The sequence below is a fragment of the Pseudomonas sp. RSB 5.4 genome, assembly GCF_037126175.1.
In the GTDB taxonomy this organism is placed as follows: domain Bacteria; phylum Pseudomonadota; class Gammaproteobacteria; order Pseudomonadales; family Pseudomonadaceae; genus Aquipseudomonas; species Aquipseudomonas fluorescens_H.
Genome location: NZ_CP146986.1, coordinates 4,480,198 through 4,504,490, shown reverse-complemented (window position 1 = coordinate 4,504,490; position 24,293 = coordinate 4,480,198). Strand labels below are relative to the sequence as shown.

The 24,293-nt window shown below is 61.5% G+C and carries 14 protein-coding genes; 4 read left to right on the top strand and 10 right to left on the bottom strand.

The genetic code is table 11. The features are described from left to right. The first annotated feature begins 108 nt into the window (after positions 1–108). Entirely contained in the window at positions 109–1,314 is a 1,206-nt protein-coding gene (locus V9L13_RS20425; protein ID WP_338800379.1) for an ISL3 family transposase, read from the top strand. 125 nt (positions 1,315–1,439) lie between these two features. On the opposite strand, the gene V9L13_RS20420 is transcribed toward V9L13_RS20425, so the two are convergent. Further along, positions 1,440–2,897, bottom strand: a complete 1,458-nt coding sequence (locus tag V9L13_RS20420; RefSeq protein WP_338800378.1) for an autotransporter domain-containing protein — start codon at positions 2,895–2,897, stop codon at positions 1,440–1,442. A gap of 200 nt (positions 2,898–3,097) precedes the next feature. Then, positions 3,098–6,055 (bottom strand): autotransporter domain-containing protein, encoded by a 2,958-nt coding sequence (locus V9L13_RS20415; protein WP_338800377.1) that lies wholly within the window; start codon positions 6,053–6,055, stop codon positions 3,098–3,100. A gap of 228 nt (positions 6,056–6,283) precedes the next feature. Here V9L13_RS20415 and V9L13_RS20410 point away from each other — a divergent pair, with 228 nt between their 5' ends. Together V9L13_RS20410 and V9L13_RS20405 are read left to right on the top strand one after the other, a co-directional pair. After that, positions 6,284–7,636 carry a HipA domain-containing protein gene (locus V9L13_RS20410; RefSeq protein ID WP_338800376.1) on the top strand — a complete coding sequence of 451 codons (1,353 nt, stop codon included), beginning with the start codon at positions 6,284–6,286 and terminating at the stop codon, positions 7,634–7,636. Continuing rightward, positions 7,633–7,911, top strand: coding sequence for a helix-turn-helix transcriptional regulator (locus tag V9L13_RS20405; RefSeq protein ID WP_338800375.1), 279 nt, complete (start codon positions 7,633–7,635; stop codon positions 7,909–7,911). The genes V9L13_RS20410 and V9L13_RS20405 overlap by 4 nt, the downstream gene beginning before the upstream one ends. 75 nt (positions 7,912–7,986) lie before the next feature. Here V9L13_RS20405 and V9L13_RS20400 read toward each other — a convergent pair whose 3' ends face one another. Genes V9L13_RS20400 through V9L13_RS20390 form a run of 3 tightly spaced genes read right to left on the bottom strand, consistent with a single transcriptional unit; the run spans position 7,987 to position 9,751 of the window. Continuing rightward, positions 7,987–8,658: a GNAT family protein gene (locus V9L13_RS20400; protein WP_096795425.1), complete on the bottom strand. Its 672-nt coding sequence runs from the start codon at positions 8,656–8,658 to the stop codon at positions 7,987–7,989. A 12-nt stretch (positions 8,659–8,670) separates the two neighbouring features. Further along, positions 8,671–9,117 carry a GNAT family N-acetyltransferase gene (locus V9L13_RS20395; protein ID WP_003229664.1) on the bottom strand — a complete coding sequence of 149 codons (447 nt, stop codon included), beginning with the start codon at positions 9,115–9,117 and terminating at the stop codon, positions 8,671–8,673. 10 nt (positions 9,118–9,127) lie between these two features. Beyond that, positions 9,128–9,751 carry an FMN-binding negative transcriptional regulator gene (locus V9L13_RS20390; RefSeq protein ID WP_103521545.1) on the bottom strand — a complete coding sequence of 208 codons (624 nt, stop codon included), beginning with the start codon at positions 9,749–9,751 and terminating at the stop codon, positions 9,128–9,130. Positions 9,752–9,843: 92 nt separating this feature from the next. Here V9L13_RS20390 and V9L13_RS20385 point away from each other — a divergent pair, with 92 nt between their 5' ends. Next, entirely contained in the window at positions 9,844–11,397 is a 1,554-nt protein-coding gene (locus tag V9L13_RS20385; protein WP_338800374.1) for a PLP-dependent aminotransferase family protein, read from the top strand. 3 nt (positions 11,398–11,400) lie between these two features. On the opposite strand, the gene V9L13_RS20380 is transcribed toward V9L13_RS20385, so the two are convergent. From V9L13_RS20380 to V9L13_RS20360, 5 genes are all read right to left on the bottom strand, one after another. After that, the gene (locus V9L13_RS20380; RefSeq protein WP_338800373.1) at positions 11,401–15,990 is read right to left on the bottom strand and encodes a hypothetical protein; all 4,590 of its coding nucleotides are present in this window, start codon (positions 15,988–15,990) and stop codon (positions 11,401–11,403) included. A gap of 144 nt (positions 15,991–16,134) precedes the next feature. Next, positions 16,135–20,700 carry a DUF6543 domain-containing protein gene (locus tag V9L13_RS20375; RefSeq protein WP_338800372.1) on the bottom strand — a complete coding sequence of 1,522 codons (4,566 nt, stop codon included), beginning with the start codon at positions 20,698–20,700 and terminating at the stop codon, positions 16,135–16,137. A gap of 147 nt (positions 20,701–20,847) precedes the next feature. Beyond that, positions 20,848–21,948 (bottom strand): polyamine ABC transporter substrate-binding protein, encoded by a 1,101-nt coding sequence (locus V9L13_RS20370; protein ID WP_338800371.1) that lies wholly within the window; start codon positions 21,946–21,948, stop codon positions 20,848–20,850. Continuing rightward, positions 21,945–22,970, bottom strand: coding sequence for a histone deacetylase family protein (locus tag V9L13_RS20365; protein ID WP_338800370.1), 1,026 nt, complete (start codon positions 22,968–22,970; stop codon positions 21,945–21,947). The genes V9L13_RS20370 and V9L13_RS20365 overlap by 4 nt, the downstream gene beginning before the upstream one ends. 271 nt (positions 22,971–23,241) lie before the next feature. Next, a complete protein-coding gene (locus V9L13_RS20360; protein WP_338800369.1) occupies positions 23,242–24,237 on the bottom strand; it encodes an AraC family transcriptional regulator in 996 nt (331 codons plus the stop codon). Positions 24,238–24,293 lie beyond the last annotated feature (56 nt).

Here is a 24,293-nt window from a genome sequence, read left to right as displayed (position 1 = left end):
TCCCCTTTTTTTGGTTCTTCACGGAATCCCGGGAAACACAGAAACAAGAACGCCGATTTGATTGATGATGTTCGTGCGAGCAAACACATCTAACAAACCGGCGTTCTTATGCGCGATATTAATACTTTCCTTCCTTTTTGGGAGGGCTTTTCTGTTGTCACGATCAAGCCTGATGGCGACGCGCTTCAGATCGACCTGATTCCCCACGCCACCCGATTCCCTTCCTGTAGCGGCTGCCAAAAAACCTGTTCAACCACGCATGAGTATTGCGAGCGAACCGTCCGCGATTTACCGATTCTCGGCCGTGCGGTGCGCCTCAGCGTGTTGCTCAGGCGTGTTGTCTGTCGTGACTGTGGTAAACGTATGGAGGCCGTCAGTTGGCTGGACCGTTATGCCCGCATGACGCGGCGCTTGGCCGAGGCGGTCATTCAGGCCTGCGAACGCCTCCCCACACTGCACGTGGCTCAACTGTTTGGGCTGCATTGGGACACCGTTCGGTTGCTGGAGCGTCGAGCCTTGCAAGCGGCGTTGAGCATTTTGCCAACGGCACAACCGCGACGTCTGGTGATGGACGAATTCGCCCTGTTCAAAGGTCATCGTTACGCCAGCGTGGTGCTGGATGCGGATACACGCCGCGTGCTGTGGATCGGTGAAGGCCGCAGCCGAGCAGCGGTCAGGCCTTTCTTCGAGGAATTGGGGCCAGAGGGTTGCGCTCGCATCGAAGCGGTGGCGATGGACATGAACACCGCTTTTGACCTGGAGGTTCGTCAGCACTGTCCCAACGCGCGAGTGATCTACGACCTCTTCCATGTGGTGGCCAAATATGGCCGAGAGGTGATTGATCGGGTTCGCGTCGACGAGGCTAACCGGTTGCGTCACGACAAGCCTGCCCGCAAGGTCATCAAGCAGGCGCGATGGCTGTTGCTGCGCAATCCGCAGAACTTGAAAACGCCGGAACAACAGGTCCGCCTGGAGGATCTGCTGGCGGCCAATCAAGCGTTGATGACGGTCTACTTGATGAAGGCTGAACTCAAAACACTCTGGACCCCGAGTACTGCCTGGGGTTGGCGATCGGCCTGGAAGCAATGGCTGCGCCATGCGCATGAAAGCGAAATTCCAGCTCTGATCCAGTTCGCCACACGGCTAAAGGGTTACTGGCGGGGCATCGTGAGCCGGGTTCGCTGGCCGATGCACACCGGTCAGTTGGAAGGAATAAACAATCGAATAAAGGTCATCAAGCGGATGGCGTACGGTTACCGGGATAGCGAATTCTTTTTCATGAAGATCAAGAGCGTCTTTCCTGGTAATCCGTGATGAACCTTTTTTTGCCTGCAATTTACCGTCCTCTGTAGGAGCTGCCGCAGGCTGCGATCTTTTGATCTTCAAGAGCAAAGTCAAAAGATCGCAGCCTGCGGCAGCTCCTACACAAGCGCGTTGTGTCAGAACGCCATTCGCCACTGGCCTGTCACGCCGTAACTGCGGCTGTCGTTGCCGGCCTCGCCAGTGAGGCCAATGCCCAAGGTGTTGCGGGCGGACAGAGTCAGATCCAGACCGGCGTCCAGCGTAAAGCTGTTGCGATCCATCTCGGCTCCGGTGACTTCAAAGCTTTTGCCACCCCTGACCAGTTGCTGGCGCGTTTCGTTGTCGAGCTCACCGTAGGTGTGTTTTACGCTCGCGCTCAGGCGCGGCGTCAGCTGCATGCCATTGGACAGGTGGCTGGTGTTCGCCATGCGCAGGCCGAGGGTGCTGCTTGGATTCGCCCGTGTTTGCCCGTGAACCTTGAGTGCCGCATCGCCACCTTTCTCGATGTAGCCGTCGCGCTGGTAGCGTTGATAACCCACGCTGGCGAACGGTTCGATGCTGACGTTGCCGCGACCGAGGTAGTAGCCGACTTCGGCAAAGACCTGCTGGGTACTGGCGTCATAGCTGCTCTTGAGCCGATCACTGAAACCATTGAAGTCGACGCGACGTTTGCCGTTGCCGTCATGATGGCCGTACGTGGCCCCCATGCGCAGGGCGAACGGGCCGTCCTGCCGCAGCGCGTAGGCGCCGAGGTGCCAACTGTCGAGATCGCCGTCGAAGTGTCGGGCGTCGAAGCGGGTTTGCGCTTTTGCGCCCATCAGGCCGACATGCCATTGCTCGTCGAGTCGCCAGTCGGCACCCATTATCAGACCTTGGGTGGAATGCTTCAGGACACTGTCGGCGTCACGATCGACCTTGCCGCCGTGCCCCAGCGCTTGCAGCCAGACCCGCCCGTTGCCTTCGCCTCCAGCCGCCAGACGCGGCGCATTCCCCGGTCCCTGCGCAGCATTACGGTTGTCCAGTTGATGCATCGCCGAGAGCATGCTGGCGCTGACCGGATTGACGCTGCTCAGTGTGGCTTTAACGAGATTGGCGTTGCTGCCGGCGGCGAGTTGGTCGAGGGCGATGACGGTGGCGGTCTGATCGGCGGTCTGCAGGGCCTCGACCGCCGCATTGTCCGGGGCAGCTATTTGCCGGGCGGGCTCAGGTGCCGGGGCTGGCAGAGTCTCTGGCTTTTTCGCCTGAACCGGATCGGGCGAGGAGGCTGGTTTTTGAATGCTTTTTTTGATCGCACTGCCGTTTTCTGTCGGGACGATTTTCTTCGGCGGAGCCTCACCCGGCGGATGGCCTGGCGCCACAGGCGTCTGCGCTCGGTCGGCATTTTTTTCTGGAAGCGGATCGCTCTTTGCTGCCGTTTCCCCAGCGTCCATCGGCTTCGGCGTAACGGGCTTTTCCGTCTTCTTGCGCGGCTTCTTGGGCTTCACCTCGGCGTTGACCTGAGGTTCCGTTTGCTCGGCCAGTGAAAACTCTACGCACCCGACAGCCAATGCAACGGCCAGGACCAGATGTTGAAGCTTGTAGGTGTGAATGGGCATGCAGTTGGTCTCTCGAAGAATGAGACCAAACTCTAAAAGTCGATGCCGGTGCGCCGATGCCGGGCGATTCCGAGCAGAGTGCAGGTTTTGCGGGCTGGTTGTGTAGCCGGGTCACTGGCAAGTTTCGAATCTGCCTCGTTTACCCGACTGTCCAGACGCCTTTGCCTACAACACCTGCTGAAGTATCGATTGGCGAAATCTCAGAAACTCATCTGCCACTGCCCGATCAACCCATGGTTGCGGCTGTTGTTGCCGATCTCGCCGCTGTAGCCGATGCCCAGTGTATGCCGGGCGGAAATCCCCAGATCCAGTCCGGCTTCGAGCACCAGACTGTCGCGATCCAGCGAACTGCCATCGACGTTGAATGCGCTGCCGCCGACCACAAATGCCTGACGCGTCGAGCTGCTGACATCGCCGTAGGTGTGCTTCCAGCCAGCGGCCATGCGCGGGGTCAGGCTCATGCCGTTGTCGAGGCTGTTCAGGTGCGCCAGGCGCAGGCCGAAGGTGCTGCTGAAGTTGTCCTGGGTCTGGCTGTCGACGTCCAGTGCGGCGGCGCCACCCTTTTCCTGGTAACGGTCGCGGTGGTAGCGCTGGTAGCCGAGGCTGGCGAACGGTTCGGCGCTGAGGCGGCCGCTGCCCATGGCGTAGCCGAGTTCGGCGAAGGCTTGCTGGCTGTCGGCATCGTAATCGCCTTTGGGCCGATCACTGAAACCATTGAACGCCACCGTGCGTTTGCTTTCGCCCTGATGGCCACTGTAGGCGGCGCCGAGGCGCAGCGAGTACGGGCCGCTCTGGCGCAGCGCGTAGACGCCGGCGTGCCAGCTCTCGACGTTGCCATCGACGCCGGTCGCGTCCAGATCAGTCTTCGAATAACCGCCGAGTACGCCGAGGCGCCACTGTGAATTCAGTGCCCAGTCGGCACCCAGTACGCTGCCCTTGGTGCGTTGCTCCAGGCCGCTGTAGCCGTGCTCGCCGTCGAGCTTGCCGTAGCCGCCGATGGCTTGCAGCCACAGGCGTCCGCGCGCGTTCGGGTCATTCAGATTGCGCGCTTCCGAGGGTACGCCGTTGGCCGCCAGCACCGGGGTGTCGCGTTGATCAAGGCCAACCATCAACCCCGGGCTGCCGCCCATTTGCTGCATCGCCGAGAGCATGCTGTTGCCCACCTGACTGCTGGCGCCGAGCGTGGCGCTGGTCAGGTTGGCGTTGCTGGCGCCGGCCAGTTGTTCGATCGCCGCGCCGGCCGTGCTTTGGGTGGTATTGAGCAAGGCGTTGTACAAAGCATTGTTCTTGCCCATCGTGGCCAGGCTGTTGGCCGCGTTGCTGCCGTTGCCGGTCGCCGCGAACTGATTGAAGGCCACGTCATTGCGGGTGTAGGTCAGGTCGACTTGTGTCGGCGTATAGGCCAGCGTCGGCGTGAGGAACGCGTAGTGGCTGGTGACGTTGCCGAAGGTGCCGTTGACGTTGGCGGCTTGCAGCACGGTGTAATGGCTCTGCCACGGATAAGTGCCGCTGCCGGGGTTCACCGCCAGGGTCGCGCCATTGAGGCTGGCGGTGCCGCCGACCTGAACCGGGGCGCTGCTGCCATCGGCGTTGACGCCGTAGACGAGAGTCGATCCGCTGCCCATATTCAAGTCATGGACGATGGTTGCGCGACCGAGGCCGGTGTCGGTACGCAGCGTGCCGTTGACGTTGAGATTGCCCACCGAGCCGCCACCGGCATACACACCGCCGGCGTCTACGGTCAGGCTGCCGGCAATGCCGCCCTGGTTGATCAGGGTCGCGCCATTGCGCACCGCGCCGCCATCGCTGAAATCGCCGCTGCCGGTGAGTGTCCACGCACCTTGCCTGACCTCCAGCCATTCGAAATTGCGGCTGGCGCCGAAGCTGCCGCCCGCCGCATCGTCCATCACCACCCGGTCGTAACCGCTGCCGCCATCGACCACGCCGACGAAGCGACTGCCGTTGCGCAGGGTCAGGCTGTCGTTGCCGCCACCGAGGTCGAGTGCCAGGCCGTTGCTGCCGCTGATGGTGCCGCCGTTGATCACGTTGTCGGCGAATTCGCCGACGAACTTCACGCCGAAGCCGTCGAGACCTTGAATAGTGCCGTAGTTCTCCAGGGTGGTGGCTGCCAGCCCCGAACCACCGCTGCCGTCGTCCACCAGAATCGCGCTGTTGGCGCCGCTGATCAGTGCGTTGCTCGCGTTGAGAATGTAGCCGCCGCCGAGGGCGATGCCTTCACTGCCGTTGGCGAATCCGCCCTTGTCCACGCCACCCGCACCGACGCCCTGAATAGTGCCGTAGTTTTCGATGTGGGCGATCTTGTCGATGTCCACGCCATCACCGTCACCGTTCGCCTGCAAGCCTGAGTAAGCACCGGTGATGGTGCCGTGGTTGATCACCGTACCATCGCCGTCGGAACCGAATCCGGAACCATTGCGGCCGGTGATCTTCCCATAGTTGACCAGCGTCGCACCGAGGTCGGTGGTGATGCCATGGCGGCCGCCGGAAATCACCCCGTAGTTGGTCACGCTGACACCACTGGCCGAGTCGATGTCGATGCCGTCGAATTTCTCATCGGCGTTGTGCGAGTCGCCGGTGGAGATCTCGCCGTAGTTGGTAATCGTCGCGTTGGCGCCGGTCTTCATGCCGTCGCTGGCATCGCCACGAATCAGTCCGCCAGCGCGGTTGATGAGGGTGGTTTTGACGCCGTCGCTGCGCAGCGCATCGAGGTCCAGGCCTTGGCCGGTGGTCGAGCGAATCACGCCGCTGTTGTCGATCAACAGACTGCCGCTGACGAAGTTGCTGTCGATACGCAAAGCGTCATTGGCACCGAGAATCTGCCCGCCGCTGCGGTTGAAGATCTGGTAATTGCGCGCCTGGGTCAGGTCACCACTGCTGTCGATGGCCCGGCCACCGCTGGAAACGATTTTCCCCGCGTTATCGATCACCACACCGGCGCCGCTGGTGCCGTCCTTCAGGCTCACCGCCTTGCCGCTGTTGGTGATGCTGCCCGGTGCCGAGATCGTCAGCGTGTCACTGCCGCCAAGAGTTTGCGCGGCAGTAGTGGCAGTGTCGATCTGCACGGTCTTGCCGTGGGCGGTGCCGGCGGTGATCAGCAGAACGGCAGCAAGGGACAAGCGCTGAGGCGGGAAGGTCATGGACGGACGGCCTTTTGTTATAAGCGGGCCGTCCTGTATAGCGAAGGGTTTTTACAGAATGATGTCTTCAGCCATCTCTGCATTATTTTGCGTATTGGCTACATGCGAGACCGTTAATCTGCATTTTGTTGCAGATTTAATTCATCTGCCGACTGATGGAATGCACTATATTGCATCTACTATCAAAGCTAGCCATGTAAAAAATGCATTTAAATGCAGGTGAAAGGCATGTATCAGCTGACATTGCAAATATATACGGCCAGTGAATGGCACGACGCCATGGTTCTGAGCTTCGATGATCCCGAAAAGGGTTTTGAAAGTCGCTGCAGTTTTGGTTACGAAGCGGCATACCTTGTCGAAAATATTGACGCTATAGGGTCGCCGTTTTCGAAGGCAGTCAGTGCGCTGTACCCTCTGGACTGGGAAGGTCGGCGCTCCGGCACGCCAGCCTTTGTGCACGACATCGCTCCTGCAGGAGCGGCCAAGAGGTTTTTGCTTGCGCGACTGGGGCAAGAAAAACCGGCCGATATCAATGCCGATCTATATCTGCTTGGCCGTAGCACTCCCGCTCCTATCGGCAACATGCGGATCAAAGAGTCGGCCGCGGCTGTCGATGAGCGTAAGCCTATCGGATTCAAGCGTGAGGATGTCATTCATCGCGACAACCGTTTTCTTGAATACGCCTACGAACTGGGCGCAGCGATTGGCGGCGCTACGGGCGCTGGTGGCGAAGCACCGAAGTTGTTGTTGGCCGAGAACAAGGCCGGTCTTCTGTACCCCGATGCCGTATTGGGCGACGAAGAAGTCAGACAGCACTGGTTTGTGAAGTTTTCCAGAAACCGGGGAGGTCTGACTGATCAGGACATCCTGCGAAGCGAATTTCATTACTACAGGGCGCTTCAGAAACTGGGTATCGAAACGATCGCGGTCGAGGGCCTGGCGCTGGAAGAGGCGAACAAGCCAAGTTTGTGGATGCAGCGCTTCGATCGCAGAGTGGATGACGGATGCGTGTCGCGTCTTGCCGTCGAGTCGATCTATTCCCTGGCCCAAGTGACGATACCGGGAAGCGCGATGAATCATATGGAGGTTATCCGCATGCTGGCCGGGCTCTGGCGTAAAGCGGGGCAGGCAAGTCAGGTATCTGATCTTGTGGCGGATTATTTGCGTAGGGACTTGATCAACAAGATCCTCGGCAACTCGGATAACCATGGTCGAAACACCGCAATAATCCGTCAGGCAAATACATTTCGCCTGGCACCGATTTACGATCTGGCCCCCATGGTCATGGACGACGAAGGCGTGACCCGTACGACCAAGTGGCCAAAAGATCTGGAAAGGGCGGGAGACGTCGACTGGCTGGGAGTTTGCCGTGCATTGGCGGATATCGTCGAACCGGACGACCCAATGGCGGCGCTATCTGATGCGCCCGTCCTTTTCGAACGTCTGCGCGAAGACGCTCAACGGCTGGCCGCGCTGCCGGACATTCTGACTGCCAGCGGTTTGCCTGACAGAACCATGAACCATCCGGGCGTTCATCTGAAAAATCTGGAGCAGCGTTTGAAAGAGTGGGATCTGAAATGAGCATGACGGTTGCCGAGCGCACAATGCTCATCGAAAGCATTCAGGAAGCGCTGACTCAAGGGACACTGGAGATCGGCGAAGCCGTTCGCCGTTTGCGGGTGGAAGTCACCGGGCTGCATCAAGCCCAGTTCGCGAGGATGTGCAAAATCTCGGTCCGCACGCTGGTGCATATTGAGCACGGTGAAGGTAACCAGACGCTGAAGTCGCTGAACGCGGTATTTGGTCCGTTCGGGATGAAGATGGGTGTCGTAAAAATTCGCCGTGACATTGGTTGAAGATCAAAAGATCGCAGCCTGCGGCAGCTCCTGCAGGGGAACTGCCGCAGGCTGCGATCTTTTGCGTTTACAGACTCAGGAACGGCACTCGACCAAACCTTTCACCTGCCCGGTCGGCGTCTGGTTGGCATCGCTCAACCACTGCTCGAACCCTGCCGCAATCGCCGGCCACTCCGAATCCACAATCGAATACCACGCGGTATCGCGGTTCTGTCCCTTGACCACCATGTGCTGACGGAACACGCCTTCGAAGCTGAAGCCCAGGCGTTCGGCGGCGTATTTGGAGCGGGCGTTGCCGTTGTTGCACTTCCATTCCAGGCGCCGGTAGCCCTGTTCGAAGGCATATTTGGCCAGCAGGTAAACCGCTTCGGTGCTCTTCGGCGAGCGTTGCATCGGCGCGCCGAAGGTCACGTGGCCGATCTCGATGCGACCCTGCGCCGGGACGATCGACATCAGGCTGAGGATGCCCTGCACCTGACCTGTGACGCGGTCGATGACGCTGAAGAAATACGGATCGCTGCTGGCCGCATGATTGTTCAGCCAGTCATTGAAAACGCTGCGCTGCGGGAACGGCCCATAGGGCAAATAATCCCAGAGCTTCGGGTCGGCGCCGGGGCCTTCGAGGGCATTGAATAACTCGTCGCCGTGGCGCGCCGGGTCGAGGCGTTCCAGGCGGATGAACCGGCCTTCGAGCAAGGTGGCGGTGGGGGCGGGGACGCCTTTCCAGTCGGCAAGTGCAGTGGTCATGTACGCGGCTCCTTAAATGGCTTTGCGAAACTGGATGAATCCCGGGCGTTCGGCGATGCGCTCGTAGAGCTGGATCGCGGTGGCATTGGTTTCGTGAGTCAGCCAATGCACCTTGCAGCAACCGTCGGCCTTGGCGGTGGCGTAAACGTGTTCGATCAGCAAGCGACCGACGCCGGTGCCACGGGTCTCTGGCGCCACCAGCAGGTCCTGCAGGTAGCAGGAGTTTTCGATGCTCCAGTTCGAGCGGTGGTAGATGAAATGCACCATGCCCACTGCCTTGCCATCGGCCCAGGCGAGGGCGGCGTGGGTCGGTTCGCTCGGGTCGAGGAAACGCTGCCAGGTGCTGTGGCTGACGGCGTCCGGCAATTCGCTGTTGTAGAAGCGCAGGTAGGCTTGCCACAGCGGCAACCAGGCGGCGTGATCACCGGCAGTCACCGGGCGGATGTCGATCTGACTCATGCTGATTTCCTTAACGCATCAAGTGGGCGAGGGTCTGGTCATTGATGTCGGGGCTGGCAGCCAGGCCTTCGCGCACGCCGGCAATGTCTTCGGCGCTGCGGTTCTGGCTGAGCTTGCGTTTGCCTTCGAGGCGGTCGATGGGAATGGCGAAACCGACGATGGCCTTGAGCATGCCGTCGATATAGTCGGCCGGCGCATCGTCGACCTTCCACGGTTGCGCGCGGCCGGCTTCATGGCGATCAGTCAGCGTGCTGACGATGTCGAGCAGGCGCCCGCCGTCGCTGAAGGTTTCGGCGTGACCGTAGGCGTGCACCGCGACGTAGTTCCAGGTCGGCACGACTTTGCCGTGCTCGGCCTTGCTCGGGTAAAACCCCGGGCTGACGTAGGCGTCGGGGCCAGCGAATATCAGCATCGCTTCAGCGCCGTCGCGAAGGTCTTTCCACTGCGGATTGGCTTTGGCCAGGTGCCCGTACAGCGTGCCGTTCGGGCCTTGTTCGCGGTGCAGCAGTACCGGCACGTGGCTGGCTTGCAGACCGTTTTCACCGTGGCTCACCAGAATCGCGAGACGGCTGGCGAGGATCAGTTCGTGCAGTTGCGACAGTTCGTCGATGGCAAAGGCGCGGGGCGTGTACATGGAGAGATTTTCCTTGGCGAATGCCTGCATCCTAGGCAGGCTATTGGTCTGTTGTAAGAGCCATTGATGACCAATTTCATAGGTCCATTGTCATGCCCGAATCGCCCACGCTGTCCATGCCGTTCAATCCGGCCGGTATCGAGCTCGACCGCCGTCAGGGTTTGAGCCGCCAGCTCTATCAGGCGCTGCGTCTGCGCGTGCTGGACGGGCGTCTGGCCAGTGGCACGCGGCTGCCGGCCAGCCGTGATCTGGCGACAGCGTTGGCGATTTCCCGCAACAGCGTGGTGCGCGCCTACGATCAGTTGTACGCCGAAGGCTTCATCGAAGGCCGGGTCGGGGACGGCACGTATGTCGCCCAATTGCCGCAAAGCGCATTGCCCACGAAAAAACTATCCACAAAAGTATCCACAGGGTTTTCAACAGGCTTACCCACAGCCTTATCCACAAATTGGCTGGATTTACCTGTGATTCCATCCAGTAAAGTTATCCACAGCGGTGCTGCGCAGCGCCTGGAAAACAACCATTTATCGTTACCGCCAAGTGGCCCGCCGAAGGCTTTTCGGGTCGGTGTGCCGGCCTTCGATCTGTTCCCGTTCGAGGTCTGGGCCAAGCTCAACGCGGCTTTCTGGCGTAAACCCGATCTGCAGCAACTGTGTTACGGCGATCCGGCCGGGGATCAGCGTCTGCGCGGATTGATCGCCGCGTATTTGCGCAGTTCGCGCGGCATGCAATGCACCGCTGAGCAAATAGTGATCACCAGTGGCGCGCAGCAGGGCATCAGCCTTTGTGCACAGCTGCTGGTGGAGCCGGGCGATGCGGTGGGCATCGAAAATCCCGGCTACCGCGCAGCCGGCCATGCCTTTGCGGTAGCCGGGGGCCGGTTGCACGGGGTGCCTGTGGATCAGGACGGCATTGATTGCACAGCGCTGGGGCAAATTGCCGACTGCCGGCTGGCCTATGTCACACCTTCGCACCAGTACCCGACCGGTGTGGTCATGAGCCTCGCCCGGCGGCTTGAACTGCTGGCCTGGGCCGAGCGCAGCCAGGGCTGGATCATCGAGGACGATTACGACGGCGAGTACCGTTACAGCGGCGCACCGCTGGCTCCGTTGGCGGCACTGGATCGTCAGGGCCGGGTGCTCTACGTCGGCACCTTCGGCAAAGTCGCCTTTCCGGCGCTACGTCTGGGCTATCTGGTGTTGCCGCAGGGGCTGGTGCAGGCCTTCGCCCGACGCCGCGCGGTGGACGTGCGGCATTCGGAAGTCAGCACCCAGGCGGTGATGGCCGAATTCATGGCCGCCGGACATTTTCAGCGACATATCCGCCGGATGCGTCGCGCCGCCTTGAGTCGGCGCAACTGTCTGTTGGCGCATTGGCCGGACAACATCGAGGGCGTCGCAGGCCTGCCCGCCGTGGCTGCCGGGTTGCACCTGACGGTCGCGGTGGACAGTGTTGCCCGCGAACGCGAGCTGATCGCCAAGGCGGAAAGTGTCGGGGTCGAGGTCAATGGCCTGAGCAGCTATTGGCTACCCGACTCCCTCACCCCGGTGGATCAGCGCGCCGGCCTGGTGCTGGGGTTTGCCGCCGTGCCGGAGGTCGATATCCAGGCCGCTCTGGCACGGCTACGCAGCGTCTGGTGCGACTGACCGTCAGCTTTCGTCGGTTCCCGCATGGCGTGGGTGAAGGAACAGATCCCGCACCGCCGGCCGGGTGATCCGGCGCAGCACGTTATCCACGGCATCGAAGCTGTCCAGTTCCTGGCGCGCTTTCGCTGGCAGCTCCTGCAAAAAGCCGTCGGCAAACTTTAGGTGAGCAGCGGTGAAGCGGTCGCTCGGATCGGTCAGTGCGTCGTAATGAAAGTGCGCGACCCACAACGGTTGGTCGTTGCGCGTCTTGTCGAGGACCCGGTACTCCTGGAAGAAATCCTTGCGCTGCCGGGTGCGGATGCGTCCGCGCGGGTCTTTGACGATTTGCACCAGGTGGTGTTCGTGCAGCCATTTCAGATAGCTCTCCCGGGGTTTGCGTGCGGTGAGCATGCTGCCGTAGACATTGATGCCTTCGCGACGCAGGCGGGCAGCGGCTTCACGCAAGTCGGTAGTCAGTCTGCCGACTGGAAATTCGGCGCTTTTGCACGCAAGTATTGCCTGAACGTTTACCGCTGCCTGATCCAGGCGGGCTGCCTGTTGATCGAACAGATCCTGCATGTCGGCCGGGATGCGCGAAGGCCGCTGCGCATCGGCGCGCAGGCGTTTGATGAAGGCTTCCAGTTCCGCGACCAGGGTCATCGCATTGTCGATCATCTGCGCATCGTCCAGCACCGGGACGACGGCGGGGCGCTTGATGACGGAGCGGATCACCGGCATGTCTTCCGGCACCTCTGGTTTGTCAGAGGACGCTGCCCGTGGTGTTTCGATGATTCGCGGCCGTGACTTGCTCACCTTGCCGACCCCGCGCGAGGTCGAGGGTGCCGGATCAAGTCTGGCCATGGCTGCGGTGGGAACCTCTTCCGGCTCCGGCAGGGCGATCAGCAGACGCTTGCGGGCCAACTGGTGAAAGTCTTCGACCAATTGCTGAACCCGCTGGAAACGGTTCACTTCGAGGTGTGCGGAGGCGCTGGCCAACACCTCCTGCAGGCGGCGCTGGGCATCGGCCAGACGATCGACCACGGCGTTCAGTTGCTCGACATCGAGTGTCCGGCTGTTGCGTCGCTCAACCAGCAGATGGCCGGCCTCGGCGGCCCCCTCGATCACCGGAACGATCAGTTGCCGCAGTGGATCGAGGACGCTGTCCGATGCGTCGCGCAGCGACAGCTCGGTGGACATGCCGATTTCATTGGCGTGCAAATCGCGACGGGTGAACGAGGGCATCAGTCTGCGCAGCTCAGCCGCCACTTTGCGGGTGGCGCCGGTATGTTGGTCGAGTCTGTCCAGCGAGGTGTGCAACTGCGCGAGGCGCTCGACCATCTCGTCACTGACGGCGATGGCCTGGCGTGCGGCCTGCATCTGCGTCGCCCGCGAGCGGGTTTCCGGTGATTCCGAGGTGCTCAACTGTGGCGCGACGATGCGCGCATACTCGCGCAACTTCATGCGCATCCAGCCGCTGAGATAGCGATGCTGCTCGACCGAGAAGCGCATCAGTTGCGACTGGTAAAACACCCCGGCGCCACCGGCCTCTCGCCACTTTTCCAGGTCCTGCAGGGCCTGACCGTAGGCACTGGCCAGTTCGTCGGCCTTGGCGATGTACGCGAGCACGGCATCTTCGGACATGGGCGCCGCCGGGTCGCTGTTCTCCAATGGCTGCAAGGCCTCGTCGAGGCTGGCCTTGCGCCGGGCTTCCTGTTCGATGAACCGATGCAATGCCGCCCACGCCTCATCCTTGCGGGTGGCGCGCTCGCGGCGCAGGGCCTCGATCCTTCCGGTCGGGCCGCCACCGCGCAAGCGCAGTCTGAGATCCCAGTTCCACAGAGCGGTCCCGGAATCGAAACGAATGCTCAGACCGGAATGACCCGCGGTGTGCGGATCGACGATCAGCACCGGTTCGTCGCCCTCGGCGCTGACTTGAAACCAGCGTGTTCCAACCTGGGCATAGCGTTTTCCCGAGGCTTCATACAGGTGGGCGGCATTGGCGCGTGCATTTTCGGGCAGCGCCGGCCGGGAAACTTTCAAACGGTCAAGGCGTTGCACAAAACTTGCGTGTGCATCGAACCGTACTGGCGCCGAGTGTGCGAGCAAGGATCGATGCGCCTCGGGCAGGCTGGCGCCCCACGCCGTGGTGTCTTGCGTGATAGTCGGCGTGTTGCCGGGGAGCATGGGTGCTTTGGCGGTTTCTGCAAAGTGCGTGCGACTTGGCCTCGGAGTTTCGTTGAGCGGCCCCGAGAGTCGAATGCGCCGTACTGATGCTTTCTGCGCGAGCAGGATTCCCAGTGCCAGCAGCACGTCGCCGATCGAAGACCACTCGACCGCAGTGTTGCCACGTTCATGGGCATCCAGTGCCTGCTGGATCTGACTGATGGTCTGCCAGACCCAGACCGCCGTGCCCGCCGGGCCGCCGAGAAAGTTGCTGGCAACACCGAAGATGGCCCAGCCGCTGTCAGCCAACAGCGTCCAGCGCCGCTCGGCATTGGACGTCGATTGGCGATCGGCGAGATCGGCCATGGCCTGACTGTTGCTGGCGAACAGCTGCGAGAACACATCGCCGCTCAGGGGCGTGTTCGCCAAGTCAACGGCGGCGGTCAGGTCGAGGTGCAGAAAGGGTTCGAACGCCAGTTCGGTAATCGTCCATGGCGAGGGCAGTCCGGCGGAAAACACATACTGCGCATACTCGAAACTCAATGCCGGAGTGGGCAGCCAGGCCAGCACCGAGTCGCGCAATTCACCTGCCTGGTAAAACGCGTACAGCATGTTCTGTTCCGAGGGGAACTGACGCAGCGATTGCTCAAGCAGCGGCCGGTAGAGCAGGCATGGGCCGCTGGCGCCGGCGCGCGGCCCGATGATGTACATGTTCGCCACCGTGTCCGGCGTACTGCCCAGGCGAAAACGCGGAACGAAGGCCAGGGGCCGGATCTGCACCGGCCATTCGGAGGCGGGGGATTTGCCGGCGATGCAGTCGATCAATTGGCGAACCAGACGATAACCCTGTTCATCGACATCACCCTGACGCTTGAGCTTGCACTCCAGCGCCAGCATCGGCAGCAGCTGCGGCAACTGTCGGCTGTAACGGAGCCTGTGGCGCCCGGCCTGCACCGGGTCGTCGATCAGGGTGCGCTTGATCAGTTTCGGATAACGCTCGCCAATGTTGACCGCGCTGGCGATGCGCGACAGCAGCTTTACCGTCAGCCAGCCCGGCGTGGCGCTGCCGTCGGCGTAGGCGACCGTGGCGAGGTATGGGCGGGTGTTATGTAAGGCGAATTCGCCAAGGGTCTGGACACTGACGCTGGTCGGATCGGGCAGGGTCAGACCGCCGGCTTCGAAGCTCTGGGTCAGGCTGATCCGTACATCATCGAGGGGCAGTTGCAGGGTGTCGGCAGCGGGGCGCTCGGCAACAATGGCGGCGCGCATCTGTTGCTGGGCGTAGTCCAGAATCAGCGGGAGCTCGCGGTATTCGAAGCACTGGCTGTCGGACTCGCCACGCAGGCTGCCCAGGGCGCTCAGATAGCCGCTGTAGGTCTGGATATCATCCAGCGAGCCGGCCAGCAGCCATTGCGGAATCGCCTTGTCCAGTTGCTCGATGCGCGCGTCGTCATCTGTCCTGGAGTCGGCATCGCCTTCGCGCGGGCGTGAAACGAATTTGGCCAGGGGCGAGCGACTGGTCGGATCGAGGGCATCAATCGAGTCGATCTGACAGCTCACCAGCGCCTGGACCATGGCATCGAAAATATTTCCTTCAGGCTCATAGAGCCGCCACTTCAGACCCTGACCGCGCAAGTCGATGTCGATGCGCTCGGGCAGGGTGGCGCCTAATTGCGCCATGGAACCGAACGATTCGTAGCCTTCTTCGATGGTGAACAGCGCAAGCAACTCGCGACTGCCCAGCGTAGCACTGAGCACCAGCGCGCCGGCCAGCATCAAGTGCTGCGTCTGGCTGCTCTCGGCCTGATCAAACACCAGATCGAGATCGATCAGGCGGGCGCGCACGTTCGTCAGCTCGGCGCTGGTCGAGGCGCGCGATGTGTTGTCCGGATATTGTGCGACGAGGCGGGCGAGGCGGCACTCGTGCGTATCCCAGCCATTCACCGATTGCACGTTCAGCGCCTGTTGCAGGGTGTCGGCCAGCTGTTGCCAGCGCGGTTTCTGCTCGATGATCTGATTCCAGTAATCGAGTTGGCTCTGCGCGAAGCCGGTGAACAGTACCGGGGCATTTTCGTTGAGCAACGTCGTCAGCGCATCCATGCCAGCCGGCAAATGCACCGGCTCGTCGGTCTGCGATGACAAGGTCAGGAAGTGCTCACCTTCAATGCAGTTGGCCTTGGTTTGGGTGAACGCCAGGCGCGCCAGCACGTGAGTCAGCGACTCGAAACGACAGCTATGGCTGACCAGACTTTCGCCCTGTACCTGCCAGACCGGGGTCGCCAGCAAGGCTTTGTCGGGATCGATCTGCAGGTCGGGAAACTGTGTATTCAAGGCCTTGCGCAACAGTTGTGCCGCGGCGTCGTGCAAGACCGGTCCGCCGCTGGTCTGTTCGACCAGGCGGCTTTTGTTCAAGAGTTGGGGAGCAATGTTCGTGCGGATTGTTTCACTCATGGGATCGCAACCGTTGGGCAGGTGGAGAGTGCGGCAATTGCCGTGTGCAACCGACAGTAGCGAGCCGCCCAGCCCCTTGGGTGGTAGATATGTATAGGTTGAAACAAGCCCGCGCGTGGCGGGCTTGCGTTGAAGAACCGGGGATCAGGAGAAGAACAGCGCTTCAGCCTGTGAGCGGCTGATGCTGCTGCGATGGATCGCGATCAACTCCTGGTTACTGCGATTCTCGCGCTCGACGAAGGCGCCGCCCAGGCGCCGTTGTTCAACGGTTTTCAGATGCGCGGCAGTGAAGGATGGCAACGGATCCGCCGGGCTGGTGTAGTGAAAATGTGCGTACCACAGGGCTTTTCCGCTCTTGCGATCGAGTATCGGGTACTCCAGCAGGTAATCCTTGCGCGGGCCTTTGAGTCGGCGGCGCTCGGTAGTTTTACTGATCGTCACTTCGCCTTTGGCGAACAGCCATTGAACCCGTGCAGCGGTGGGCGGCTGCTGTTTGGTGATGTCGATTCTGGCGGCGCGACCTTCGGCATAAAGGGCAGTGGCTTCGTTATCGAGTTGCTGACGCAGGCTGGTAGCCGTGGACGTTTTGCCGTCGGTCTGATTACCGGCGGTCAAGGCCTGATCGATCTTTTCCATGGCCTCGCGCAGGCGCGCGGCATGTATGTAGTAGATTTCCTCGATCTCCGTCGGATTTCGTTGCGCCCGGGCAATGTGCGCCTGAGTGCGTTTTCTGAAGTCTGCCAGACCATCGAGCAACACCTGCGCGGCCTGAGTGCTTTTCGGCAGGTCGGGGCCCGGGCGTGGTGACACCGAAGGTTTGGCCGGTACCCGTTCCACCCAGTTGCCCGGGGATTTCTCGTGAAAGGTGGCAATCACTTTTCCGGTCAACGGGGCGACCACATCGACCAGGTCACCGTCCTGTCCGCCGGTACTGCGACGGGGTTGCCCGACCAGTGTGCCCTTGTAACGGGTCTTGATGATTTTGCGCGCCGGTGTGGCCGGTGACCTGGACGGCCCGGCGACCGGTTCCACCAGGCGCTGCTCGCGCAGCAGGGTCGACAAATGTTGCACCGCTTCCTGATGGAATTCGGCAACGTGGCGTTTCACGCTTTCAAGACGCTCGGCATTCAGGTGCTGCGGATACTCGGCGATGAGGTCGACGAATCGCTGGTCGATGACGTCGAATTGTTCCACCAGATTATTCATCGCCTCGACGCGCTCGCCGAGTTGCTCCAGACCCTGTTCGGCGCGCAGATCCAGAGCGCTCTGAATGTTCAGCGATGCATCTTCGATCAGGGTTTCCAGCGCGACGCGGGCGCCTTCGCGAAACTCCCCCGTTTGTTCATTGAGGCACAGCTCCTGGCCAAGGGTGATTTGCAGCAGCTTCAGGTCCTCCAGCGAGAACGATGGCAGCCGGGCCCTGTACTGGCGAGTCACCTCGACGGCTTCTTTGCCCAGCAGGCTCAGTTCGGCAAAGCGGGTGTGGGCGAATTCGATCTTGTCGATGATCCCCCGGGTCAGGTCGGACATTTTCTCGAAGGGTTCCGCACGCGCGGTATCCGTTTCATTGCCCGGCGTATCGAGCAGAACCAGGGTCACTTCCAGGCTTTGGCGAAACGCCGGGTTGGTTTCATCGATCCAGGCCTGCATGAGGAACAGTTGCAGGGAGATCCGTTCGAGCATCGCGGAGCGGTAGTTGGGCACCGCTTCGAGGATGTTCAGGGCCTTCAGGCTATCGATGTGGACGGTGTATTCCTTGACCTGTGAGTCGAGCGTATCAAGAAACTGCTGCCGGGCGCTTGCAGCAGTTTCCGGTGTGGCTTCCAGCATGGCGCGGCGTACCGTGACCAACTGGCTGCGTTTGTCTGCCAGTCCGGCGTCGAATGCCGCAATTTCCTGCTTTTTCTGGCGTAACGATTCGGCGTTCTGTTGCTGCAACTGTTTGCGCCGGCTTTTCAGCCCTCCACCGCGCAGGCGCAAGCGCAGATCGACAACCCACTGTCCCCGCGCATTGGCGATCAGTAGCGGCCCGCGGCGTGGCGGTTGCTGACGGGTATCGATGATCTGCACGTCGTCATTGTCGTTGAGCACGACCTCGAACCAGCGCGCGCCGACCTCGGCATACCATTTTTCCCCCGCCGCGCGCAGGTGACGGTACGCGCCGTCGGCAGCGGCCGGACTCAATCCTTCGGGTTGGCTGACCTTCAGGCTATCGAGCAACAGGCCCAGACTTGCAGGGGAGCCAGCCGACAATGCGCCTTGGGTGTGCAGCGCCGGCGTGTGATGGTCCGGCAGTTCATGCCCGACGATGTCGGGTAACCGCGCGACACGAATAGCGCCTGGCTTGAGCGGCTTGCCAACTTCTCGGGTCGGCTGGGCGACCGTGGAGGCACTGCGTTGCGGTTTTTTGCGCGTGGCCGCGCGGTGGGCGAGCACCATGCCCAGCGACAGCAGGATGTCGGTCAATGCGGTCCAGTCCAGTGCCTGCTGCTGTTCTTGAACGTCGCTGATCTCTTGCAGGTCATCCATGATCTGCCAGATCCACGCCGCAGTGCCGACACCGCGTCCGAGAAACGGCAGTGCGGCATTGAACAATGCCCAGCCACCACGTTTGAGCGTGGCCCAGCGCGCTGCAGCATTGGACACAGAGCTGCGATCAGCCTGCGCAATCAGCGCGTCGGCATTGGCTTTGTACAGGGTCGCCAGTACGTCCTGCTCGATGACCCGGCTGCCCAGCGTCAGGGTAGCGGTCGTGTCCGGTGCCGACGTCGGGTCGACCAGCAGCTGCGGTATCGTCCATACCGAAGGCAGCGCACCTGGAAAGACATATTGCGAGTAATTGAAACGCACCCGGTCCGGAAACCAGGCAAGTACCGACTGGCGCAGCGAGCGCGAATGGCGGATCGCATACAGCAAGTTCGCGGTTGAGGGGAATTGCAGCAGTGGTGCGTCAAGCAGTGGCCGGTAGAGCAGACAGGGACCCTTGCTCATGTCGCGCGGGCCGATCACGAACATGTTGAGCACTTCGTCGGTCTGCCCGCCGGTCACGAACCCCAGCGGGCGAATCACGATGTCCTGACCGTCGACGCGCCTGTCCACCGCCGTGCTGGCCAAGGCTGCAAGGACATACCGATAGCCCAGCTCATCGAACCCGGCCTGACCGCGGATTTTGTACTGTAACGCCAGCAGCGGCAGCTCGACGGGCAACTGGCGGCTGTAGAGTTGTCGCAGGCGGGAAGACCGGGCCGGGTCATCGAGCAGCCTGTTTTTGAGCTCATCCGGGTAGGTCTTGCCGATGTTGACCGTGGTCACCAGATTTTCCAGATAGGTCGAGGTCATCCATGCCGGTACTGCGCTCGCACCCTCGCGGTAGCGCACCGCAATGTTGCCCAGCGGCAAACCGGCCAGATTCTGCAAGGCCAGCTCGACCAGTGACAGGGTCAGGGTCTGCTCCTGTTCGGGCGGAACGAATGTGCCCCAGACCACCACGCTGGTGACGGTGATTTCCACGTCCTGCAACCTGAAGTCCTGCGCCGGAGTCTGGCGGATGGCGCTGTTCAGTTTGCCCAGCGTGAAGGCCTGGATGCCGGGAACCTCTTTTTGAAAGGTGTTCCCCTCGTGCTGCTGTTGCATGGCGACCAGATCCAGCAAGTGACGGCTGTAACGGGTCTGGTCGGCAGGCGCCGCGTTATCGAGCCATGGCGGCAACGAATGCTGGGTAACGGTGAGCCGCGCAGGGACTTGCTGCGCGCCAGTGGCGGAATCGCCGGGCGCGCCACGGCGCGGGAGAAATACGGCGTCGACAGGTCGCTGGAAAAAATCGATATCGCCAATCGCCTGAGCTTCCAGCGCAATCATCGCGCAGGCTTGCTGATCGAAAAAATTGCCCGGTGGTTCGAACAATCGCCATTTGATGTCGATTCCATCGGCGCCCGTTTCGACCGGCCATTGCAGTGACTTTTGCAGCTCCTCGAAGCTGTTGAAACGCTGGAAACCCTGAGTGATCGAGTGGCTGAGAATCAGCGTGCGTTGACCGACGGTGCCAACCAGCACGGCGGTGTCGAGGATGCTCAGGTGGCTGCGCTGGTTACCCTCATCCAGGTCCAGATCAATCAGACAGGCGCGGGTCTGGTAGGTGTCGGCAGGCAAGCGCAGGGTTTTGTCCGGTTGGTTGAACACGGCGCGGGCCATTGCCCGTTGATCCGCATCCCAGCCGTTGTCAGCGCTGACATTCCACACCTGCTGCAAGGTGTGCGAGAGCTGATGCCAGCGGGGTACGGCGGGGCTGACGGTTTCGTTCCAGTAATCGATCTGTTGTTCTTGCAGAGACTTGAACAGCAAGGGGGCGAGTTCGTTGAGCAGCGCACCCACGGTTTCCATTTTCACCGGCAGCTGGATTGCAGTCTCGACGCCGGGTTGTTCGGTGAGGAAGTGTTCGCCATCGATGAGCGTGACCGTCGTGCCGGACAGGGCCAGCCTGACCAGGACATCGGTCAGCGATTCGAACTGGCAGGGGCCGACCTCGATCCGTTGTTTTTTGATCACCCAGGTCGGCGTACCGACCACGACCCGTTCCGGGTCGATCGCTTGCTGCGGGTACAGCCGCGTAAGGGCGGGCTTCAAGGCATTGGAAGCGACTTCGGTGAGGGAGGGGCCACTCACCAGTTGGGTGAGTATGTCGACAGCGCTGGGCGCGGTACTTTCGGGCATGACCATATCCTTGTCTGACGTTGGCGGCCTGCGGGCGCAGGGCCGGATGCAGCCAAGGTAGGACTGGGTCGCTGGCCTCGGGTGGTAGATAGATATCGCAGGCAAAAAAAGACCCGCACGGCGGCGGGTCTTGTCGTCAGCGTCGGCTCAGGTGCCGGACTTGATCTTGGTCCAGGCCCGGGTGCGTGCCCGCTCGGCATCCCGCGGCAGCGGTTGCAGGGTGTAGAGCGTGCCCATTGCCGCATCGGTCGGGTACAGATTGGGGTTGTTGCGGATCGCCGGATCGACCAGTTGTGTGGCGTCCTTGTTCGGGTTCGGGTAACCGACAAAGTCGCTGACTGGCGCAATCACCGCCGGTTGCAGCAGGTAGTTGATGAAGGTGTAGGCGTCCTCCGGGTTCTTCGCGCCCTTGGGAATGGCGAGCATGTCGAACCAGATCGGTGCGCCTTCCCTGGGCAGGCGCATGTCGACCACCACACCGTTCTTCGCTTCCTTGGCGCGGTTGGCCGCTTGCGAGAAGCTGCCGGAATAACCGACCGCAACGCAGATGTCACCGTTGGCGATGTCGGCCATGTATTTGGACGAATGGAAGTAGGTCACGTACGGCCGGATCTTCATCAGCAGCGCTTCGGCCTTGGCGTAATCGGCCGGGTTCTTGCTGTTGGGATCCAGACCCAGGTGTTGCAGCGCCAGCGGCAGAATCTCCGACGGCGAGTCGAGCAGGGCGACGCCGCACTGCTTGAGCTTGCTGATGTTCTCCTCCTTGAAGATCAGGTCCCAGCTGTCCACCGGCGCGTTATCGCCCAGCGCGGCCTTGACCTTGGCCGGGTTGAAGCCGATCAGGATCGTGCCGTACATGTACGGCACGGCAAATTTGTTGCCCGGGTCGTTGGCCTCGATCAGCTTCATCAGTTTCGGATCGAGGTGATTCCAGTTCGGCAGCTTGCTGCGATCCAGCGGCTGAAATACGCCGGCCTCGATCTGCTTGGCGAGGAACACGTTGGACGGCACCACTACGTCATAGCCGGAGTTGCCGGTCAGCAGCTTGGCTTCCAGCGCTTCGTTGGTGTCGAAGATGTCGTAGACCAGTTTGGTCTGGGTGTTCTGTGCCTTGAAGTCTTCCAGCGCCTTGGGCGTGATGTAGTCGAACCAGTTGTAGACGCGCAGGGTGCGTTCTTCGGCGTGGGCGCCGACGCTGAGCAGCGCCGCGCACAGGGCTGGCGCAATGCAGTGCTTGAGTCGGTTCATTGTTCGAACCCTTCGAGCACGTTCACTGCGTTGATGCCGATTTCTTCCACCGCGTAGCCACCTTCCATGACGAACAGCGTCGGTTTGCCGAGGGCGGCGATGCGCTTGCCCATGGCCAGGTAATCCGGGCTGTCGAGTTTGAATTGCGAGATCGGATCGTCCTTGAAGGTGTCGACGCCCAGCGACACGACAATGATGTCGGCGCCGTAGCTGTCGATCTCGTTGCAGGCCTGTTCCAGCGCTGCACTCCAGGTGTCCCAGCCGGAACCGGCCGGCAGCGGGTAGTTGAAGTTGAAACCTTCACCGGCGCCTTCACCGCGTTCATCTTCGTAGCCGAGGAAGAACGGAAACTCGGCTTCCGGGTGGCCGTGGATCGAGGTAAACAGTACGTCGCTGCGCTCATAGAAAATCGATTGAGTACCGTTGCCGTGGTGATAGTCGACGTCGAGGATCGCGACCTTCTTGTGGCCGGCATCGAGGAATGCCTGAGCGGCGATGGCGGCGTTGTTGAGGTAGCAATAACCGCCCATCAAGTCGCTGGCAGCGTGATGTCCCGGTGGTCGGCACAGGGCGAACGCACTGTGTGCGCCACGCTGGATTTCCGCTTGGGCAGTCAGCGCCACTTGCGCTGCACTGTAGGCTGCCTGCCAGGTGCCGGCGGTGATCGGCGCGCCGCCGTCGAAGCTGTAGTAGCCGAGCTGGCCGTGCAGGCTGGTCGGTTTGATTTGCCGCAGGGTGCGCGCTGGCCAGGTGTAGGGCAGCAGGTCACCGTCGGTGTTGAATTCGGTCCAGCGCGCCCATGCGCCTTTGAAGAAGTCGAGGTAGTCGCGGCTGTGGATGCGTGCGATCGGCTCCAGGCCAAAATCCTTTGGCGCTTCTACCGGGCCGAGGTTCTGGTTTTGTACCCGTTGCAGCACATGGTCGGCACGCGACGGCATCTCGAAGCAAGGCTTGAGCTGGCCGTCGATGAGTTCGCAGCGGCCGTGGTGCAGGTGGTGATCGTCCGAGTAGATCGTCAGCATTTGTTGTTCTCCGCAGGGGGCTGATTCGGTTACCCCCAGTGTTGCGGCGCGCGGCGAATCGGAAAACGGCAGGAAAGGCCAAAAGGGGATCGATATGGCCAAAAACACTGACCGCAATTCGCCCCTTGCTGGCGCAGGTTTGCACCTGCCATGGGCAGGCAATACACAATCCTTGTAGGAGTGAGCCTGCTCGCGATGGCGGTCTGTCAGCCAATATAAATGTTGAATGCTGGATGGCAATCGCGAGCAGGCTCACTCCTACAGGAGGTTCTCAGTGCGGGCGAAACTGGCTCGGCGCCACGCCGCTCCAGCGCACGAACGCATGGCGGAAACTCGCGGTCTCGCTGAAGCCCAGGGTCTCGGCGATGCGGTAGATCGGCAACTGATCTTCACACAGCATCTGCTTGGCCCGCTCGAAGCGTAGTTCGTCGAGCAGCTCCTGATAACTACTGCCCATGTCCTTCAGGTGCCGGCGCAAGGTGCGCGGCGAACATTTCATCTGCTGGGCCAGCCCCTCCAGGCCCGGCGCGGCGTTGAGCTGCGCACTGAGCAGCTGACGAATCCGCCCCAGCCATGCCTGGCGCCCGGTGAACTCGATGTTCTGTTTGCGGCAGCGTTCGGCCATGGCCTGGTGGGTGATGCTGTCGGCCAATGGCAACGGTTGATCGAGCCAGCGCCGGTCGAAGGCGAAGGCGTTGTCCTTGGCGGCGAAGTGCAGCGGGCTGTCGAAGTGTTCGGCGTAGCTGTCGCGATAATCCGGCGCGGCATGTTCAAAGCGTGTCGCCAGCAACGGCAGCGGATGCCCGAGCAGGTCGTCACAGATGACTTTCAACGACACCAGGCAGAATTCCGCGTTGAACACCGCCATTGACGGACTCTCGCGGTAATCGGCGGCGACGAACCAGACCTGCTCGCCATCGTCTTCCAGGCGCAGTTCGAAAAGTGTTCCCAGCAGCGCCGGATAGCGAATCGCCAGGCGCAAAGCGTCACCTAAGGTGGCACTGGTGAGCAGGGCGTAACCGAGGATGCCGTAGCAGGAAACGTGCATCCGCCGGCCCAGTTCCAGGCCAATGTCATGCTTGAGCGCGACCGCGTTGGCGCAGACCTGCATTTCCTGATTGGTGGTGATACGCGTATCGGCACGGGCTAGATCCGCCGCACTGATGCCGCTGCCGGCCAGCAGCGCGTCGCTCGACAAGCCTTCGGCCTTGAAGGTGTTGAGCACCAGAGAGACGGCGTTGAGCGTCGTCAGATGGGAGTGGAGCATGGGCGGCATCCGCTGGCTTTTGGCAAAAGTGCCAGCAAGTAGCGTGCCGCGCATGA